The sequence below is a fragment of the Xylophilus sp. GW821-FHT01B05 genome, assembly GCA_038961845.1.
GTDB lineage: Bacteria > Pseudomonadota > Gammaproteobacteria > Burkholderiales > Burkholderiaceae_C > Xylophilus.
In genome coordinates, this window is sequence record CP152408.1 from 3,535,034 (window position 1) to 3,552,788 (window position 17,755).

A 17,755-nucleotide genomic window follows, 5' to 3' on the forward strand; every position below is an offset into this window, starting at 1 on the left:
TCAGAGCAAGTGCTTTACGCCGTCTTGCTCGCCTTGCAGTTCGGCCAAGGTCTTGTTGATGCGCTCCTGGCTGAACTCGTCGATGGCCAGGCCTTCCACGATCTTGTACTTGCCGCCTTCGGTGATGACGGGGAAGCCGAAGATCACGTCCTTCGGAATGCCGTATTCGCCATTGGACGGCACGCCCATGGTGACCCACTTGCCTTGCGAGCCCAGGGCCCAGTCGCGCATGTGGTCGATGGCGGCGTTGGCGGCAGAGGCGGCCGACGACAGGCCGCGCGCGTCGATGATGGCGGCGCCGCGCTTGCCAACGGTGGGCAGGAACACGTCAGCGTTCCAGACCTGGTCGTTGATGAGGTCCTTGACGGCCTTGCCGCCAACGGTGGCAAAGCGGTAGTCGGCGTACATCGTGGGCGAGTGGTTGCCCCAGACGGTGAGCTTCTCGATGTCACCGACCTTGGTGCCGGTCTTGGCAGCGATCTGGCTGGCAGCGCGGTTGTGGTCCAGGCGCAGCATCGCGGTGAAGTTCTCGCGCGGCAGGCTGGGCGCGCTCTTCATGGCGATGTAGGCATTGGTGTTGGCCGGGTTGCCGACCACCAGCACCTTGACGTTGCGGCTGGCGACCTGGTCCAGGGCCTTGCCTTGCGCCGTGAAGATCTGGGCGTTGGCGGCCAGCAGGTCGGCACGCTCCATGCCCGGGCCACGTGGGCGGGCACCCACCAGCAGTGCGTAGTCGGCGTCCTTGAAGGCCACCAGCGGGTCACCCGTGGGGATCACGCCGGCCAGCAGCGGGAAGGCGCAGTCTTCCAGCTCCATGATCACGCCCTTGAGCGCCTTCTGGGCCTTGTCGTCCGGGATTTCCAGCAGTTGCAGAATGACGGGCTGGTCCTTGCCCAGCATCTCGCCGGAGGCGATACGGAACAGCAGGGCGTAGCCGATTTGGCCAGCGGCGCCGGTGACGGCAACGCGGACGGGGGACTTGCTCATGGGAAAAACTCCAGGATAGGGATGAAAGCGCCCGGCCATGCGTTTGTGCCGAGCACCCGTCAGCGGATGCGGAAACGGCCGGTCAGGACAGCCCGGGAGTTTACTGCTGATTCAAAAGCTCAGTCAATTTGTCTTGTATCTTATATAAGATATGATCGACACTGTGTCAGGCCAGCGCCTGGCATCTGCGCCGGGTCGGGCATCCATGCCCCTCCTGCCGGCCCTCCACGATGCAAACACCCCCTCTCTCCGCCGAAGCCACGCCTGACGCGCCCGCAAGCGGCAACGCTGCGGAGCGCGCCACACCGGCATTCAGCCCGCTGTACCAGCAGATCAAGGGGCTGATCCTGCAGCGCCTGCAGGCCGGCGACTGGAAGCCGGGCGAGGTCATCCCGAGCGAGATGGAGCTGGCGGCGCACTTTCGCGTGAGCCAGGGCACGGTGCGCAAGGCGATCGATGAGCTTGCCGCCGAAAACCTGCTGCTGCGGCGCCAGGGCAAGGGCACCTTCGTTGCCACCCATACCGAGCGGCATGTGCAGTTTCGTTTCCTGAGCCTGCTGCCCGACACCGGCGAGCCCGCCGCCGCCGAGCGCCGCGTACTCGACTGCCGGCGCCTGCGCTCTTCAGCCGAGGTCGCCCGCCTGCTCGGCCTGCGCTCGGGCGAGCCGGTGCTGCAGGCGCGCCGCGTGCTCGCCTTTGGCGGCAAGCCGACCATCCTGGAAGACCTGTGGCTGCCCGGCCAGCCCTTCAAGGGCCTGACCGCCACCCGCATGGCCGACTACCAGGGCCCGACCTATGCCATGTTCGAGCTTGAGTTCGGCGTACGCATGGTGCGCGCCTCCGAAAAATTGCGTGCCGTGGCCGCCACAGAAGAAGCCGCCGCGCTGCTTCAGGTGGCCCCAGGCACCCCGTTGCTGAGCGTAGAGCGCCTGGCCTACACCTACAAGGACACGCCAATGGAGCTGCGCCGCGGCCTGTACCTGACAGAGGGTTACCACTACCGCAACGAACTCAACTGACAGCCCAAGGCCGCAGCACGCGGCTACCTGACCTTAACTGTCAGATTCGGCAAGCATCATCTCTAGTCGTTTGTGCATTGCAATAGAATTTTGGGCTGTCTGCATCGCCAGATTACAGAGCAGTTACCTCCACGAAAGCCACTCCCATGCCTGAGCTAGCCAAGAAGCGGCCTGAATTCCGCAACATCAACGCCTTTACCGATCTCCCGACGTATCGGCTTCCGGCCGCCGGCTGGGTGTCCATCCTGCACCGCGTCAGCGGCGTGATCATGTTTGTGCTGATGCCTTTCATCATCTGGATGTTCGACACCTCGGTCTCCTCCGAAGTGTCCTTCGCCCGCTTCAAGTCCGCCTTCAACAGCGGCATCGGCTTCGTGCCGGGCTGGTTCATCAAGCTGGTGGCACTGGCGCTGATCTGGGCCTACCTGCACCACTTCATCGCTGGCCTGCGCCACCTCTGGATGGACGTGAGCCACCACGCGGTGGAAAAGAAGTTCGGCAGCAATTCCGCCACCGCCGTGCTGGTGCTGAGCATCGGCCTCACGGTTGTGCTGGGCGCCAAGCTGTTTGGCCTGTACTGATCGCAAGGAGCAATAAGAATGTCTGTCAATTACGGCTCCAAGCGCACCGTCGTCGGTGCCCACTATGGCCTGCGCGACTGGATCGCCCAACGCGCCACCGCGGTCCTGATGGCCCTCTTCACCATCGTGCTGCTCGCCAGCCTGATCTTCTCCAAGGGTCCGATCGGCTATGACCTCTGGGCCGGCGTCTTTTCCGCCCAATGGATGAAGGTGCTGACCATGGTCGTCATCATCGCCCTGCTCTACCACGTGTGGATCGGCGTGCGTGATGTCTTGATGGACTACGTCCAGCCCGTTCTCGCCCGTCTCGCCCTGCAAGTCTTCTCCATCGCCTGGCTTGTCGGCTGTGCCGGCTGGGCCATCCAGGTGCTCTGGAGGCTCTGATCAAAATGACCTACTCCACGAAAAACATCACCAAGCGCAAGTTCGACGTCGTCATCGTCGGTGCCGGCGGCTCCGGCATGCGCGCCTCCCTGCAACTGGCTCGCGCCGGCCTGAATGTGGCCGTGCTGTCCAAGGTGTTCCCGACCCGCTCGCACACCGTGGCGGCGCAGGGTGGCGTTGGCGCCTCGCTCGGCAACATGAGCGAGGACAACTGGCACTACCACTTCTACGACACCATCAAGGGCTCCGACTGGCTCGGCGACCAGGATGCGATCGAGTTCATGTGCCGCGAAGCACCCAAGGTGGTGTACGAGCTTGAGCACTTCGGCATGCCTTTCGACCGCAATGCCGACGGCACCATCTACCAGCGCCCGTTTGGTGGCCACACCGCCAACTACGGCGAAAAGCCGGTGCAGCGCGCCTGCGCCGCGGCCGACCGTACCGGCCACGCCATGCTGCACACGCTCTACCAAAAGAACGTGGAAGCGCACACCCAGTTCTTCGTCGAGTGGATGGCACTGGACCTGATCCGCGACGCCGAAGGCGATGTGGTCGGCGTGACCGCGCTGGAGATGGAAACCGGCGACCTGCACATCCTGGAAGCCAAGACCGTGCTGCTGGCCACTGGTGGCGCGGGCCGGATCTTCCAGGCCTCGACCAATGCCTTCATCAACACCGGCGACGGCCTGGGCATGGCGGCACGCGCCGGCATCCCGCTGCAGGACATGGAGTTCTGGCAGTTCCACCCGACCGGCGTGGCCGGTGCCGGCGTGCTGCTGACCGAAGGCTGCCGCGGCGAAGGCGCGATCCTGCTCAACAGCAATGGCGAGCGCTTCATGGAGCGCTACGCGCCCACCCTGAAGGATCTGGCACCGCGCGACTTCGTCTCGCGCTGCATGGACCAGGAAATCAAGGAAGGCCGTGGCTGCGGCCCCAACAAGGACTACATCCTGTTGAAGCTCGACCACCTGGGCGCAGAGACCATCCACAAGCGCCTGCCCTCGGTGTATGAGATTGGCGTCAACTTCGCCAACGTCGACATCACGCGCGAGCCGATCCCGGTCGTGCCCACCATCCACTACCAGATGGGCGGCATCCCGACCAACATCAACGGCCAGGTGGTGACGCAGAACGAAGCCAACGAAAGCGTTGTGGTCAACGGCCTGTACGCGGTGGGCGAATGCTCTTGCGTGAGCGTGCACGGCGCCAACCGCCTGGGCACCAACTCGCTGCTCGATCTGCTGGTGTTCGGCCGTGCGGCCGGCAACCACATCGTCCAGTACAACGACAAGCTGAAGAACCACAAGCCGCTGCCGGCCGATGCGGCAGACCGCACGCTCACGCGCCTGAACCAGCTCGATGACTCGGCCTCTGGCGAATACGCGCAGGACGTGGCGGGCGACATCCGCGCCACCATGCAGCAGCACGCCGCAGTGTTCCGCCAGCAGTCCATCATGGACGAAGGCGTGGTCCAGATCGCGGCACTGCGCAAGCGCGTGGCCAACATCACGCTCAAGGACAAGTCCAAGGTGTTCAACACCGCGCGCATCGAGGCGCTGGAAGTCGACAACCTGATCGAAGTGGCGCAGGCCACCATGGTGTCGGCTGCAGCCCGCAAGGAATGCCGCGGCGCCCACACGGTGGACGACTACGAGCGCCCGGCCGACGACCCAGAGTTCCCGCTTGGCCGCAACGACAAGGAGTGGATGAAGCACACCCTCTGGTACAGCGCGACCAACAGCCTGGCCTACAAGCCGGTGCGCATGAAGCCGCTCACCGTCGATACCGTGCCGCCCAAGGTCCGCACGTTCTGATCCGCCCCCGAAGAACACCCCAGCGAGAAGCACCATGCAAAAGCGCACGTTCCACATCTACCGCTACGACCCGGACAAGGACGCCAAGCCCTACATGCAGACCATCGAGATCGAACTCGAAGGCAACGAACGCATGCTGCTGGACGCCCTGATCAAGCTCAAGGCCATCGACCCGACCATCGCCTTCCGCCGCTCCTGCCGCGAAGGCGTGTGCGGCTCGGATGCCATGAACATCAATGGCAAGAACGGCCTGGCCTGCCTGACCAACCTGCGTAACCTGAAAGACCCGATCGTCATCAAGCCGCTGCCGGGCCTGCCCGTGATCCGCGATGTGATCGTGGACATGACGCACTTCTTCAACCAGTACCACTCGATCAAGCCGTACCTGGTCAACGACACGCCGCCGCCCGAGAAAGAGCGCCTGCAGTCGCCAGAAGAGCGCGAAGAGCTCGACGGCCTGTACGAGTGCATCCTGTGCGCGAGCTGCTCCACCAGCTGCCCGAGCTTCTGGTGGAACCCGGACAAGTTCGTCGGCCCGGCCGGCCTGCTGCAGGCCTACCGCTTCATCGCCGACAGCCGCGACGAAGCCACCGGCGCGCGCCTGGACAACCTGGAAGACCCGTACCGTCTGTTCCGCTGCCACACCATCATGAACTGCGTGGACGTGTGCCCGAAGGGCCTCAACCCCACCAAGGCCATTGGCAAGATCAAGGAACTGATGGTGCGCCGCGCGGTGTAATGGTGATGACACAGGCGGACGAAGCACTGCTCGACGAACGGGCCCTGAGCAAGCTGCACTGGCGTTGCCGGCGCGGCCTGCTGGAAAACGACCTTCTCATCGAGCGCTTCTTTGCCCGCCATGAACAGGGCCTCACGGTCCGGCAGGCACAAGGCATGGAAGTGCTGATGGATCTGTCGGACCATGACCTGATGGACCTGTTGATGCGCCGCAAGGAACCCGAAGGCGATGTCGCCGCATCCGCGCCGGCGTGCGAGGTACTGGCCCTGCTCAGGGTCTGAGCGCGCACACCAGCCCCGCACCATACGGTGCCCGCCGATTTCAAGAGAGAACGCCCTATACCGCGCATGCGGTGGCCGGCACCAACCCAAGGAAAGCACATGAAGCTAGCTGACAACAAAGCCACCCTGTCGTTCAGTAACGGCAGCCCGAGCGTAGACCTCCCGGTCTACCACGGCAGCATCGGCCCGGATGTCGTCGACATCCGCAAGCTGTACGCGCAATCCGGCATGTTCACCTACGACCCGGGCTTTCTCTCCACGGCGTCGTGCCAATCGGCCATCACCTACATCGATGGCGACAAGGGCGAGCTGCTGTACCGCGGCTACCCGATCGAGCAGCTCGCCACCAACTGCGACTTCCTCGAAACCTGTCACCTGCTGCTGCACGGTGAGCTGCCCAACGCCCAGCAAAAGACCGATTTCGACAAGCTCGTGACCAACCACACGATGGTCAACGAGCAGATGCAATTCTTCCTGCGCGGCTTCCGCCGCGACGCGCACCCGATGGCGGTCATGACCGGCCTGGTGGGCGGCCTGTCGGCCTTCTATCACGACAGCACGGACATCAACAATCCGGAGCACCGCGAGATCTCGGCCATCCGCCTGATCGCCAAGATGCCCACGCTGGTCGCCATGGCCTACAAGTACGGCATCGGCCAGCCCTACATGTACCCGCGCAATGACCTGAGCTACGCCGGCAACTTCCTGCACATGATGTTTGCCACGCCGTGCGAGGAATACAAGGTCAGCCCGATCCTGGAGAAGGCGCTGGATCGCATCTTCATCCTGCACGCAGACCACGAGCAAAACGCTTCCACCTCCACCGTGCGCCTGTGCGGCTCCTCTGGCACCAACCCGTTCGCCGCCATCGCGGCTGGCGTGGCCTGCCTCTGGGGCCCCGCCCACGGCGGCGCCAATGAAGCAGCGCTGAACATGCTCTACGACATCCAGAAGGCTGGCGGCGTGGAGAAGATCGGCGAATTCATCAAGCAGGTGAAGGACAAGAACTCCAACGTCAAGCTGATGGGCTTCGGCCACCGCGTGTACAAGAACTACGACCCGCGCGCCAAGCTGATGCAAGAGACCTGCAAGGAAGTGCTGGGCGAGCTGGGCCTGGAAAACGACCCACTGTTCAAGCTGGCCATGGCACTTGAGAAGATCGCCCTGGAAGACGACTACTTCGTGCAGCGCAAGCTCTACCCGAACGTGGACTTCTACTCCGGCATCGTGCAGCGCGCCATCGGCATCCCGGTGGGCCTGTTCACCGCCGTGTTCGCACTGGCCCGCACGGTCGGCTGGATCGCCCAGCTCAACGAAATGATCGGCGACCCGGAATACAAGATCGGCCGCCCACGCCAGCTGTTCGTCGGCTCCGAGCGCCGCGACGTGCAGGCCATCGCCAAGCGCTGATCGCCGCCAGCACCCACAAGAAAGCCCGCGCCATGCGCGGGCTTTTTTACGCCCAGGTGGAAAGCATGCTCGCTATAAAAACAAGAGCTATATGCCCAGGTGCAGCCTACATTTCAGCCACTTTTCTTTCAAAAACTACCGCCCGACACCGCCAAAGCGCTCGCGGTAGGCCTGTGGCGTGATGCCCAGCCGGCGTAGAAACAGTTGGCGCAGCGGCTGCTCTGATGCCAGCCCGACGCGCGCGGCCACGGTCTTCAGCGGCAGCGCCTCTTGTTCTTCCAGCAACCGGCGCGCGCCTTCCAGGCGTGCGGTCTCGACGAAGGCTGATGGGCTCTGGCCAGTCTCCTGCGTGAAGACACGGCGAAAGTTGCGCTCGCTCATCGCGGCGTGGCCGGCCATCTGCGCCAGCGTCAACGGCTCGGCCAGATGCGACAGCACCCAGGCCTGCAGCTCGCGCATGCCGGCATGGCCGGTGGCCTGGCTGGCCAGGTGCACGCTGAACTGCGACTGGCCACCTGGGCGCTTCAGGTACATGACCAGGTCGCGCGCCACCTCCAGCGCCAGCGTGCGGCCAAAGTCCTCCTCCACCACCGCCAGCGCCAGGTCTATGCCCGCGGTGACGCCGGCTGAGGTCCAGAGCGTGCCCTCGCGTACGTAGATCGCATCAGCGTCCACCCGGACCTTGGGGAAGCGCTGCTGCAGCAAGGCGGCCACGCTCCAGTGCGTGGCGGCACGGCGGCCGTCCAGCAGGCCGGCCGCGCCCAGAAAGAAGCTGCCCGAGCACAGCGCGATCAAGCGGCGCACCTGCGGCGCAATCGCTGCCGCCCAGTCCACCAGCGCGGGCGATGCGGCCAGCGCCTGCTCGATGTCGCGCGAGCCGACGATCAGCGCAATGTCGGGCACGGGGCCCTCGCCCAGCACCCGCGTGGCCTCCAGCGCCATGGCGATGTCCGAGCGCACCATGCCGCGCTGCTGCGCCACCACCGCCACCTGGTAGCCAAGCGGCTGGCCGCGGCGCTGCAGATGCAGGTTGGCATAGTCAAACACCGACATCGGGCCGATGGCCTCCAGCGCCTTGAAACCGGGGTAGACGACGATATCGACGGTATGGGGCAAGGGCATGCAGGCGGGTGCGTAGGGAACGTGGAGCGGCCGGCCGGCCAATCTGCTGGGTCGCCCGGCCAAAGACCGCATGGGCGCGCCGGGAAGCTGGCGCAAGCGCAGTTTCGCTTCTACAGTTGGCGGTCGCGCGGGCGATGGCAATCGTCGATTTTCGCCCATCCCCGCTCCCTACCTCCAGCCTCTCCTGCACATGAAAACCAAAGCCGCCGTCGCCTGGCAATCGGGCCAACCCCTGACCATCGAAACCGTGGACCTGGATGGCCCACGCTTTGGCGAGGTCCTGGTCGAGATCAAGGCCACCGGCATCTGCCACACCGACTACTACACGCTGTCCGGCGCCGACCCGGAAGGCATCTTCCCGGCCATCCTGGGCCATGAAGGCGCGGGCATCGTGGTGGACGTGGGCCCGGGCGTGACCACGCTCAAGAAGGGCGACCACGTGATTCCGCTCTACACGCCGGAATGCCGCCAGTGCAAGTTCTGCCTGAGCCGCAAGACCAACCTGTGCCAGTTGATCCGCGGCACGCAGGGCAAGGGCCTGATGCCCGACGCCACCAGCCGCTTCAGCCTGGACGGCAAGCCCATCTTTCACTACATGGGTACCAGCACCTTCAGCAACTACACGGTGGCGCCCGAGATCTCGCTGGCCAAGATCCGTGAAGACGCACCCTTCGACAAGGTCTGCTACATCGGCTGCGGCGTGACCACCGGCATTGGCGCCGTGCTGTTCACGGCCAAGGTCGAGGCCGGCGCCAACGTGGTGGTGTTTGGCCTGGGCGGCATTGGCCTGAACGTGATCCAGGGCGCCAAGATGGTCGGCGCCGACAAGATCATTGGGGTGGACATCAACCCCGAGCGCCAGGCCATGGCACGCCAGTTCGGCATGACCCACTTCATCAACCCGAACGAGGTCGAGAACGTGGTCGATGCCATCGTCCAGCTCACCGACGGCGGCGCCGACTACAGCTTCGAGTGCATTGGCAACACCAAGGTGATGCGCCAGGCGCTGGAGTGCACGCACAAGGGCTGGGGCCGCAGCATCATCATTGGCGTGGCCGAAGCGGGTGCAGAGATCAGCACGCGCCCCTTCCAGTTGGTTACCGGCCGCAAGTGGGAGGGTTCGGCCTTTGGCGGCGCACGCGGCCGCACCGACGTGCCCAAGATCGTCGACTGGTACATGGAAGGCAAGATCAGCATCGATCCGCTGATCACCCACACCATGCCGCTGGAAGACATCAACAAGGGCTTTGACCTGATGAAAAGCGGCGAATCAATTCGAGGCGTCGTGATTTACTGAGCCCCCTTCCAGGGGGCGACACCAGCGGCCCGGCAAAGCCGGTTCCGCGGTGTCCTTGGGATGGACCCTTCTCCTCTGAAAGCTTGCGATGAAATCCATGCTCCCGTTGCGATCGATTCAGGCTGGCGTGCTCGATGTGTCCTATTACAAAGCCGGCCCGGCCGATGGCCCGCCGGTGCTGCTGATGCACGGCTTTCCGTACGACATCCACACGTATGCGGAAGTAGCGCCACGGCTCACAGCACAGGGTTGCCGGGTCATCGTGCCCTGCCTGCGCGGCTATGGCGGCACGCGCTTTCTGAGCAGTGCCACGCCGCGCTCGGGCGAGCAGGCGGCGCTGGGCGCAGACCTGCTGGCGCTGCTGGATGCGCTGGCCATTCCGCGCGCTGTGCTGGCCGGCTACGACTGGGGCGGGCGCGCGGCCTGTGTGGTGGCCGCGCTGTGGCCCGAGCGCTGCGCCGGGCTGCTGTCCTTCAACAGCTACAACATCCAGAACATCGCGCAGGCGATGAAGCCCGATGTGCCAGAGAACGAACACCAGCTCTGGTACCAGTACTACTTTCACAGCGCACGCGGCCGCAACGGCCTGGCCGCCGACCGGCGCGCCGTGTGCCGGCTGCTGTGGCGGCTTTGGTCGCCGACCTGGGCCTTTGATGACGCCAGCTTCGAGCGCAGCGCCGCCGCCTTCGACAACCCCGATTTCGTCGACGTGGTGATCCACTCCTACCGCCACCGCTTTGGCCTGGTGGCGGGCGACCCGGCCTATGCCGATCTTGAGCTGCGCCTATCGGCCCAGCCGCCGATCAGCGTGCCCGCCATTACCTTCGACGGCGCCGACGACGGCGTGCGCCCGGTGGCGGATGCCGCCGCCCATGCGCAGCACTTCACCGGCAGCCGCTCGCACCGCATCGTGCCCGGCGTGGGCCACAACATGCCGCAAGAGGCGCCGCAGGTGTTTGCCGATGCCGTGCTGGAACTGGTCCGCGCCTCTTCCCTCACCTGATATGCAAGACACCCCTCTCCAACTTCTCTCGGAACACGGCAGCTATGGCGGCCGGCAGCGCTTCTACCAGCACGACTCGCGCGAGATCGGGCTGCCCATGAAGTTCTCGGTCTACCTGCCGCCCGCCGCCGCGCAGGGCCCGGTGCCTGCCCTGCTCTACCTGGCCGGCCTGACCTGCAACGAGGAAACCTTCCCGGCCAAGGCCGGCGCCCAGCGCCTGGCGGCGGAGCTGGGCCTGGCCCTGGTCGCACCCGACACCAGCCCGCGCGGCGCCGGCGTGCCCGGCGAGGCCGACAGCTGGGACTTCGGCGTGGGTGCGGGCTTCTACCTCGACGCCACGCAAGCGCCCTGGGCCACACGCTGGCGCATGGAGAGCTACCTGCTCACCGAGCTGCTGCCGCTGCTGCAGGCACAGTTGCCTGTAGATGGCCAGCGCGTCGGCATCTTTGGCCACTCCATGGGCGGCCATGGCGCACTGACGCTGGCGCTGCGGCACCCGGGCGTGTTCCGCTCGGTATCGGCATTTGCGCCCATCTGCGCGCCCAGCCAGTGCCCCTGGGGCGAGAAAGCCTTCAGCGGCTACCTGGGCGCAGACCGCAGCACCTGGGCCGCACACGACGCCAGCGCCCTCATGCAGCAGCAAAAGGCCGCACCGTTCCCGCTGGGCATCTTGATTGACCAGGGGCTGGACGACAAGTTTTTGCACGCGCAGCAACTGCGGCCCGAATTGCTCGAAGCCGCCTGCGCCCAGGCCGGCCAGCCGCTGACGCTGCGCCGGCACGCGGGCTACGACCACGGCTACTACTTTGTCTCCAGCTTCATGGCCGACCACCTGGCGCACCACGCCAAGGCCCTGCTCGCATGAGCAGCTTTGTCGACAGCCTGCATGAAGTGTTCGAGCCGCTGGGCCGCATCAGCGTGCGCCGCATGTTTGGCTGCCATGGCGTGTGGCATGGCGACCCCATGATTGCGCTGGTGGCGGCCAACACGCTCTACCTCAAGGCCGATGCGCAGAGCGCGCCGCATTTCGACCAACTGCGCCTGCCGGCATTCGAATTTCACCGTGATGGCAAGCCCGTCGCCATGTCCTACCGGCAAGCGCCCGAAAGCATCTTCGACGACCGCGAGCAAGCGCTGCTGTGGGGCCAGCGCGCCTATGAGGCGGCGCTGCGCTCAGGCCAGCCGCCCCGTGCACCAAAGCTACCAAATAGATAGCTATAAGCCCAGGCTGCACCTGGGCTATAGGCATATTTCACCAAAATTCAGCAAAAGCCCAGCAAGCGCTTGCAGGGCCCGCCGCTGCGATGCGCGCCCTAACCCGTATTGCGCAGCCCGGCCGCGATCCCGTTGATCGAGATGTGGATGCCGGTCTGCACCCGCTCGTCGCCCTTCCCTTCGCGGTAGCGGCGCAGCAGCTCCACCTGCAGGTGGTGCAGCGGATCGATGTAGGGGAAGCGGTGCCGGATCGAGCGCGCCAGCGCGGCGTTGTGCGCCAGGCGCTGGCGGTCGCCGGTGATCTGGGCCAGCGCGTCGGTGGTGCGCTGCCATTCGGCCTCGATCAGCGCAAACACCTTCTTGCGCAAGCGCGCGTCGCCCACCAGCTCGGCATAGCGCGAGGCCAGGGCCATGTCGCTCTTGGCCAGCACCATGTCCATGTTGGACAGCAGCGTGCGAAAGAACGGCCACTGCCGGTACATCTTCTGCAGCAAGGCCAAACGCGTGCTGCGCTCGGTCTTGGCCGCCGTCACAGCCAGGCCTTCTGTGGGCGCCAAAAAGGCCGCCACGGCCGAGCCAAAGCCATACCAGCCCGGCAGCGTGAGCCGGCACTGGCCCCAGCTGAAGCCCCAGGGAATGGCGCGCAGGTCTTCGATCTGCTGGCTGGCCTTGCGCGAGGCCGGGCGCGAGCCGATGTTGAGCTCGGCAATCTCGCGGATCGGCGTCGAGCCAAAGAAGTAATCGGTAAAGCCCGGGGTCTCATAGACCAAGGCGCGGTAGGCGCCCATGCTGGCTTCAGACAACTGCGCCGCCGCTTGCAGAAAGGCCTTGGTGGCGGGCTTGGTTGGTTGCAGCAACGTGGCCTCCAGCGTGGCGGCCACCAGCGTCTCCAGGTTGCGCCGGCCGATCTCGGGGTTGGCGTACTTGGAGCCGATCACCTCGCCCTGCTCGGTCAGGCGGATCTGGCCGCGCACCGTGCCCGGCGGCTGCGCCAGGATGGCCTGGTAGCTGGGGCCGCCGCCACGGCCCACGGTGCCGCCGCGGCCATGGAACATGCGCAGCTGGATCGGGTGGCTGGCCGAGAGCTGGTCAAACAGCTCCACCAGCGCGATCTCGGCGCGGTACAGCTCCCAGTTGCTGGTGAAGATGCCGCCGTCCTTGTTGCTGTCGGAGTAGCCCAGCATGATGTCCTGCTCGGCGCCGCTACGTTGCACCAGCGCGGCGATGCCGGGCAGCGCATAGAAGTCGCCCATGATGGGCGCGGCATTGCGCAAATCCTCAATGGTCTCGAACAGCGGCACCACGATCAGGTCGGCGGTTGCCGCCGCGTCCAGCGTGCCGCGCAGCAGGCCTACTTCCTTTTGCAGCAGCAGCACTTCGAGCAAGTCGCTCACGGTCTCGGTGTGGCTGATGATGTAGTGGCGAATCGCCTGCGCACCGTAGCGCGCGCGCATATTGCGGGCGGCTTCGAAGATGGCGATCTCGCTCTGCGCCAGGGCCGAATACTCGGTGCCCAGCACGCGCAGCGGGCGCGTCTCGTTGAGCAGGCGCAGCAGCAGCTGCTGGCGCGCGGGCTCGTCCAGCGCCGGGTAGTCGGGCTCGATGCGGGCCAGCGCCAGCAGCTCGGCCACCACCGCCTCGTGCTTGTCGGAGCTTTGCCGCAGGTCCACCGTGGCCAGGTGAAAGCCAAACACCTCCACCGCACGCAGCAGCGGGCGCAAGCGCTGGGCGATCAGGGCCTCGGCATGGTGGGCGTTGAGCGAGGCCTCGATCACACGCAGATCGGCCAGGAACTCCTCAGCGCTCTGATAGGGGTTCTGCGGCGCAACCGCATGGCGTGCCGCATCACCGCCGGTCAGTTCCTTGAGCGTGGCGGCCAGGCGCGCATAGATGCCGGTGAGCGCGCGGCGGTAGGGCTCGTCGCGCCGGTGCTCGCTGGTGTCGGGCGAGCGCTCGGCCAGCGCGTGCATGGCCGCGGGCACCTCCACCAGGCGGGCCGACAGCGACAGCTCGCCGCCCAGGTAGTGGACCTCGGTCAGGTAGTGGCGCAGCGCCATCTCGGACTGGCGGCGCAGCGCGTACTCGAGCGTCTCGGCGCTGACATTGGGGTTGCCGTCGCGGTCGCCGCCTATCCACTGGCCCATGCGGAAGAAGCTGGCGACCGGGTAGGCGCCCAGCTCGCGCTCCAGGCCGGCGTAGAGCTTGGGGATTTCGCGCAGGAAGGTGGCTTCGTAGTAGCTGAGCGCGTTCTCGATCTCGTCCACCACGGTGAGCCGCGAGAAGCGCAGCAGCCGGGTGTGCCAGAGCTGGATCACCCGGGCGCGCAGTTGCGCCTCGTTGGCGGCCAGCTCGCGCGGCGTGAGCGCGTCCTTGGCTGCGCCGTGGAACTGGGCACGCGCCTTGATCTCGTCACGCGCGGTCAGCAGTTGGGCGATGTCGCGCTCGGCATCCAGAATGCTCTTGCGCTGGACTTCGGTTGGGTGCGCGGTCAGCACCGGCGACACATAGCTCGACGCCAGCGTCTGCGAGATCGCACGCGGCGATATGCCGGCCCAGCGCAGCCGCGCCATCGCCACTTCCACGCTGCCCTCTTGCGTGTCGCCAGCGCGTTCGTGCACCGTGCGGCGGCGGATGTAGTGGCGGTCTTCTGCCAGGTTGGCCAGATGGCTGAAGTAGGTGAAGGCGCGGATCACGCTCACCGTCTGGTCGCCCGACAGCGACTTGAGCAGCTTCTTCAGCGCGCGGTCGGCCTCCTGGTCTGCATCGCGGCGGAAGGCCACCGAGAGCTTGCGCACCTGCTCGATCAGCTCATAGGCGGCGATGCCGTCCTGCTCGCGGATCACGTCGCCCAGGATGCGCCCGAGCAGCCGGATATCGTCCACCAGCGGTTGTTCGATGTCCTTGCGGCGGCGCGGTGCCGTGCTGTCGCGGTCGGTGGTCGTCATTGCCCGGGTCTCCTCGTGGCTGTCGTGTTTGATGCAGTGCAGCATGCTAGCATCGTCGGCTCCGCCGAATTACCTGCAGGTTACGCCCTTGAGTCAAGCCCCCGCCCCCCTTGTCATCGCCACACGCGAGAGCCGTCTGGCACTGTGGCAGGCGGAGTACGTCAAGACACTGCTGGCCGCTCTTGGCCAGCCCGTCACGCTGCTGGGCATGACAACGCGCGGCGACCAGATCCTGGACCGCACGCTGTCCAAGGTGGGCGGCAAGGGCCTGTTCGTGAAAGAGCTGGAAACGGCGCTGGAAGACGGCCGCGCCGATCTGGCCGTGCACTGCATCAAGGACATGCCCATGGAGCTGCCCACCGGCTTCACGCTGGCCTGCGTGCTGGAGCGCGAGGACCCGCGCGATGCCTTCGTCTCGCCCCACCACGCCACGCTCGCCGCATTGCCGCAGGGCGCGGTGGTGGGCACCTCCAGCCTGCGCCGCACGGTACTGCTGCAGGCGCTGCGGCCAGACCTGCGCATAGAGCCGCTGCGCGGCAACCTCGACACCCGGCTGCGCAAGCTCGACGAAGGCCAATATGACGCCATCGTGCTGGCCGCTGCCGGCCTGATCCGGCTCGGGCTGCAGGCCCGCATCCGCGAGACCTTTTCCCCTGAGACCATGCTGCCCGCCGCCGGGCAAGGTGCGCTCGGCATCGAGATCCGCACCGACCGGCACGACCTGGCCGCCCTGCTGGCGCAGTTGGCGCATGCCCCAAGCACGCTGACCGCCCTGGCCGAACGCGCCGTGAGCCGCGCCATGGGCGGCAGTTGCTCCATGCCCCTGGCGGCCTACGCGCAGGCCACGCCCGGCGGGCTGCAGCTGGACGCGGCCTGGGGCGACCCGGCACGCCCCGGCCTGCTGGTGCGCGCCAGCGGCCACGCCACCGTGGCCACGCCCGCTGACGCCGAGGCGCTGGGCATGCGGGTGGCCGCACAGCTGCAGGCCCAGGGCGCGGGCTGAGCGCGGCCAGCGCACACCCATGCGCGTCATCGTCACACGCCCCGCGCGCGAGGCAGCCCACTGGATGCAGTCGCTGCGCGCCGAAGGGTTTGATGCCCACGCGCTGCCGCTCATCACAATCGCCCCATCACCCGCTCCGCAAGCGCTGCGGCGCGCATGGCAAGACCTGGCGCAGTACCAGGTGCTGATGTTCGTGAGCGCCAACGCAGCCGACGCCTTCTTTGCGGCGCGCCCGGCCGGCGCCACCTGGCCACGCACCGCGCGCGCCTGGGCGCCGGGGCCGGGTACCGCGGCCGCGCTGCTGCGCTGCGGCCTTGCGCCCGAGCAGATCGACGCGCCCGCAAACGACGCGGCGCAGCTCGACTCCGAATCGCTCTGGCAGCAGGTGCAGGGCCGCGCCGGGCCAGGCATGCACATGCTGCTGGTGCGCGGCACCGATGCCGGCGCGCATTCGTCCGCCACACCAGAGCGCGGCAGCGGCCGCGAATGGCTGGTACAGCAGGTCACGCAGGCCGGCGGCAGCGTGGACTATGTGGTGTCCTACGAGCGACAGGTGCCCACAGCAAACTGCTTTGACGCCACGCTGGCACGCGCAGCGGCCGCAGCGGGTGACATCTGGCTGTTCAGCAGCTCTGAAGCCATTGCCAATCTGTGCGCACTGCTGCCGGATATCGACTGGTCCCGCTCACCCGCGCTCGCCACCCACCCGCGCATCGCCGATGCCGCCATGCGGGCAGGCTTTGCGCCGGTGCTCGCATCACGGCCGGATCTGGCCGATGTGGCCCATGCACTGCGCCAAGCCGGTGCGAGTTGAACAGGCCGCGCACCCGCATGGCGCGTCGATAGAATCCGCCCATGAGTTCCGAGCCGACTTCCGCCCCCGCAATACCACTGCCGCAGCCCGCGCCCATCGGGCTGCGTGACAGCCTGGCCCGGCCACTGGGCATCGTGGCCGCCCTGATCGCCATTGGTGCGCTGGCCGCCAGCGTGCTGCTGTGGCAGCGGCTGTCTTCCATCCAGGAGCAGCTAGCGCGCCAAAGCGCCGACTCTGGCACGCAGGCCATCGAAGCCCGCACCATGGCCCGCCAGGCGCAGGAAACCGCGCAGGACGCGGCCGCGCGCATCGGCGTCACCGAGGCCCGCGTGGCCGAAGTGGCGCTGCAGCGCACCCAGCTGGAAGAACTGATGCAAAGCCTGTCGCGCACCCGGGACGAGAACCTGGTGGTCGACATCGAATCGGCCTTGCGCCTGGCCCAGCAACAAACCGAGCTCACCGGCAGCGTCGAGCCCATGCTGGCCGCGCTGCGCAGCGCCGACCAGCGCATCGGCCGTGCCGCGCAGCCGCGCCTGGCACCGGTGCAGCGCGCCATCACCCGCGACATCGACCGCGTCAAGAGCGCCAACACGCTCGATACGCCCGGCCTGCTGTCACGCCTGGACGAGCTGGTGCGGCAGATGGACGAGCTGCCGCTGCAGAACGCGGCGGCACGGGTCTCGGACGCCCGCACCCTGGCCCCGGTGCGCATGGGTATCGGCGCGACCGAGCCCACGCCTGCCGTGGCAACAGATACAGAGGCGCCCTGGTGGCGCCATGCCTTGCGCACCGCCTGGCTGGCGGTACGTGACGAAGCACGCGGCCTGGTGCGCGTGAGCCATATCGACCACCCCGAGGCCGTATTGCTGGCGCCTGAGCAGTCCTTCTTCCTGCGCGAGAACCTGAAGCTCAAGCTGCTCAATGCCCGCCTGGGCGTGCTGGCACGCCAGCCGGCCTCGGCCCGCGCCGATCTGGCCGCGGCATCGGCGGCGTTGGAGCGCTATTTCGACCCGGCCTCGCGCCGCGTGCAAAACGCAGCCTCGCTGCTGCGCCAGGCGCAAGACCAATTGAAGAGCACGGACCTCCCGCGCCTGGACGACACGCTATCGGCGCTGGCTACCGCCGCCGCGGGGAGGTAAGG

At 66.6% G+C, this 17,755-nt stretch carries 17 protein-coding genes; 14 read left to right on the forward strand and 3 right to left on the reverse strand.

The features are described 5' to 3' along the window. Nucleotides 1–987 (reverse strand): malate dehydrogenase, encoded by a 987-nt coding sequence (locus tag AAFF27_16450; GenBank protein XAH21605.1) that lies wholly within the window; start codon nt 985–987, stop codon nt 1–3. A 230-nt stretch (nt 988–1,217) separates the two neighbouring features. On the opposite strand from AAFF27_16450, the gene AAFF27_16455 reads away from it, so the two are divergent. From AAFF27_16455 to gltA, 7 genes are all read left to right on the forward strand, one after another. After that, nucleotides 1,218–2,006, forward strand: coding sequence for a GntR family transcriptional regulator (locus AAFF27_16455; GenBank protein XAH21606.1), 789 nt, complete (start codon nt 1,218–1,220; stop codon nt 2,004–2,006). Nucleotides 2,007–2,152: 146 nt separating this feature from the next. Beyond that, complete coding sequence (gene sdhC / locus AAFF27_16460) at nt 2,153–2,587, forward strand: succinate dehydrogenase, cytochrome b556 subunit (protein XAH21607.1); 435 nt, start codon at nt 2,153–2,155, stop codon at nt 2,585–2,587. A gap of 18 nt (nt 2,588–2,605) precedes the next feature. After that, complete coding sequence (gene sdhD, locus AAFF27_16465; GenBank protein ID XAH21608.1) at nt 2,606–2,971, forward strand: succinate dehydrogenase, hydrophobic membrane anchor protein; 366 nt, start codon at nt 2,606–2,608, stop codon at nt 2,969–2,971. Between the two features lie 5 nt (nt 2,972–2,976). Beyond that, nucleotides 2,977–4,785, forward strand: a complete 1,809-nt coding sequence (gene sdhA / locus AAFF27_16470; GenBank protein XAH21609.1) for a succinate dehydrogenase flavoprotein subunit — start codon at nt 2,977–2,979, stop codon at nt 4,783–4,785. A 34-nt stretch (nt 4,786–4,819) separates the two neighbouring features. Beyond that, entirely contained in the window at nt 4,820–5,524 is a 705-nt protein-coding gene (locus AAFF27_16475) for a succinate dehydrogenase iron-sulfur subunit (protein ID XAH21610.1), read from the forward strand. Further along, on the forward strand, nt 5,524–5,805 hold the full coding sequence (locus tag AAFF27_16480) for a succinate dehydrogenase assembly factor 2 (GenBank protein XAH21611.1): 282 nt from the start codon (nt 5,524–5,526) through the stop codon (nt 5,803–5,805). Before AAFF27_16475 ends, AAFF27_16480 begins: the two co-directional genes overlap by 1 nt. Nucleotides 5,806–5,904: 99 nt before the next feature. Beyond that, nucleotides 5,905–7,215 (forward strand): citrate synthase, encoded by a 1,311-nt coding sequence (gene gltA / locus AAFF27_16485; protein ID XAH21612.1) that lies wholly within the window; start codon nt 5,905–5,907, stop codon nt 7,213–7,215. Between the two features lie 135 nt (nt 7,216–7,350). Here gltA and AAFF27_16490 read toward each other — a convergent pair whose 3' ends face one another. Next, nucleotides 7,351–8,337: a helix-turn-helix domain-containing protein gene (locus AAFF27_16490; GenBank protein XAH21613.1), complete on the reverse strand. Its 987-nt coding sequence runs from the start codon at nt 8,335–8,337 to the stop codon at nt 7,351–7,353. A 190-nt stretch (nt 8,338–8,527) separates the two neighbouring features. On the opposite strand from AAFF27_16490, the gene AAFF27_16495 reads away from it, so the two are divergent. The 4 genes from AAFF27_16495 to AAFF27_16510 all read left to right on the forward strand — a co-directional run bounded on the left by AAFF27_16495 (nt 8,528) and on the right by AAFF27_16510 (nt 11,852). Continuing rightward, nucleotides 8,528–9,634: an S-(hydroxymethyl)glutathione dehydrogenase/class III alcohol dehydrogenase gene (locus AAFF27_16495; protein XAH21614.1), complete on the forward strand. Its 1,107-nt coding sequence runs from the start codon at nt 8,528–8,530 to the stop codon at nt 9,632–9,634. An 88-nt stretch (nt 9,635–9,722) separates the two neighbouring features. Further along, a complete protein-coding gene (locus tag AAFF27_16500; GenBank protein XAH21615.1) occupies nt 9,723–10,637 on the forward strand; it encodes an alpha/beta hydrolase in 915 nt (304 codons plus the stop codon). 1 nt (nt 10,638) lies between these two features. Beyond that, the gene (fghA, locus tag AAFF27_16505; GenBank protein XAH21616.1) at nt 10,639–11,502 is read left to right on the forward strand and encodes an S-formylglutathione hydrolase; all 864 of its coding nucleotides are present in this window, start codon (nt 10,639–10,641) and stop codon (nt 11,500–11,502) included. Then, nucleotides 11,499–11,852: a TfoX/Sxy family protein gene (locus AAFF27_16510; GenBank protein XAH21617.1), complete on the forward strand. Its 354-nt coding sequence runs from the start codon at nt 11,499–11,501 to the stop codon at nt 11,850–11,852. The genes fghA and AAFF27_16510 overlap by 4 nt, the downstream gene beginning before the upstream one ends. 98 nt (nt 11,853–11,950) lie before the next feature. Here the strand turns inward: AAFF27_16510 and ppc are convergent, their stop codons facing one another. Further along, entirely contained in the window at nt 11,951–14,797 is a 2,847-nt protein-coding gene (ppc, locus tag AAFF27_16515) for a phosphoenolpyruvate carboxylase (GenBank protein ID XAH21618.1), read from the reverse strand. A gap of 43 nt (nt 14,798–14,840) precedes the next feature. Here ppc and hemC point away from each other — a divergent pair, with 43 nt between their 5' ends. From hemC to AAFF27_16530, 3 genes are read left to right on the forward strand one after another with little or no spacing between them, the layout of a single operon-like run. Further along, the gene (hemC, locus tag AAFF27_16520; GenBank protein XAH21619.1) at nt 14,841–15,800 is read left to right on the forward strand and encodes a hydroxymethylbilane synthase; all 960 of its coding nucleotides are present in this window, start codon (nt 14,841–14,843) and stop codon (nt 15,798–15,800) included. Nucleotides 15,801–15,819: 19 nt separating this feature from the next. Further along, nucleotides 15,820–16,614 (forward strand): uroporphyrinogen-III synthase, encoded by a 795-nt coding sequence (locus tag AAFF27_16525; protein XAH21620.1) that lies wholly within the window; start codon nt 15,820–15,822, stop codon nt 16,612–16,614. Between the two features lie 41 nt (nt 16,615–16,655). Beyond that, complete coding sequence (locus AAFF27_16530; protein ID XAH21621.1) at nt 16,656–17,753, forward strand: uroporphyrinogen-III C-methyltransferase; 1,098 nt, start codon at nt 16,656–16,658, stop codon at nt 17,751–17,753. Nucleotides 17,754–17,755: the final 2 nt, after the last annotated feature.

Bases quoted from the DNA above. Each gene is read 5' to 3' on its own strand.
- hemC (XAH21619.1), top strand. From the start codon at position 14,841: ATGCTAGCATCGTCGGCTCCGCCGAATTACCTGCAGGTTACGCCCTTG.
- sdhC (XAH21607.1), top strand. From the start codon at position 2,153: ATGCCTGAGCTAGCCAAGAAGCGGCCTGAATTCCGCAACATCAACGCC.
- AAFF27_16475 (XAH21610.1), top strand. From the start codon at position 4,820: ATGCAAAAGCGCACGTTCCACATCTACCGCTACGACCCGGACAAGGAC.
- fghA (XAH21616.1), top strand. From the start codon at position 10,639: ATGCAAGACACCCCTCTCCAACTTCTCTCGGAACACGGCAGCTATGGC.
- AAFF27_16495 (XAH21614.1), top strand. From the start codon at position 8,528: ATGAAAACCAAAGCCGCCGTCGCCTGGCAATCGGGCCAACCCCTGACC.
- AAFF27_16490 (XAH21613.1), bottom strand. From the start codon at position 8,337: ATGCCCTTGCCCCATACCGTCGATATCGTCGTCTACCCCGGTTTCAAG.
- AAFF27_16525 (XAH21620.1), top strand. From the start codon at position 15,820: ATGCGCGTCATCGTCACACGCCCCGCGCGCGAGGCAGCCCACTGGATG.
- AAFF27_16510 (XAH21617.1), top strand. From the start codon at position 11,499: ATGAGCAGCTTTGTCGACAGCCTGCATGAAGTGTTCGAGCCGCTGGGC.
- AAFF27_16450 (XAH21605.1), bottom strand. From the start codon at position 987: ATGAGCAAGTCCCCCGTCCGCGTTGCCGTCACCGGCGCCGCTGGCCAA.
- AAFF27_16500 (XAH21615.1), top strand. From the start codon at position 9,723: ATGAAATCCATGCTCCCGTTGCGATCGATTCAGGCTGGCGTGCTCGAT.
- sdhD (XAH21608.1), top strand. From the start codon at position 2,606: ATGTCTGTCAATTACGGCTCCAAGCGCACCGTCGTCGGTGCCCACTAT.
- AAFF27_16480 (XAH21611.1), top strand. From the start codon at position 5,524: ATGGTGATGACACAGGCGGACGAAGCACTGCTCGACGAACGGGCCCTG.
- ppc (XAH21618.1), bottom strand. From the start codon at position 14,797: ATGACGACCACCGACCGCGACAGCACGGCACCGCGCCGCCGCAAGGAC.
- sdhA (XAH21609.1), top strand. From the start codon at position 2,977: ATGACCTACTCCACGAAAAACATCACCAAGCGCAAGTTCGACGTCGTC.
- gltA (XAH21612.1), top strand. From the start codon at position 5,905: ATGAAGCTAGCTGACAACAAAGCCACCCTGTCGTTCAGTAACGGCAGC.
- AAFF27_16455 (XAH21606.1), top strand. From the start codon at position 1,218: ATGCAAACACCCCCTCTCTCCGCCGAAGCCACGCCTGACGCGCCCGCA.
- AAFF27_16530 (XAH21621.1), top strand. From the start codon at position 16,656: ATGAGTTCCGAGCCGACTTCCGCCCCCGCAATACCACTGCCGCAGCCC.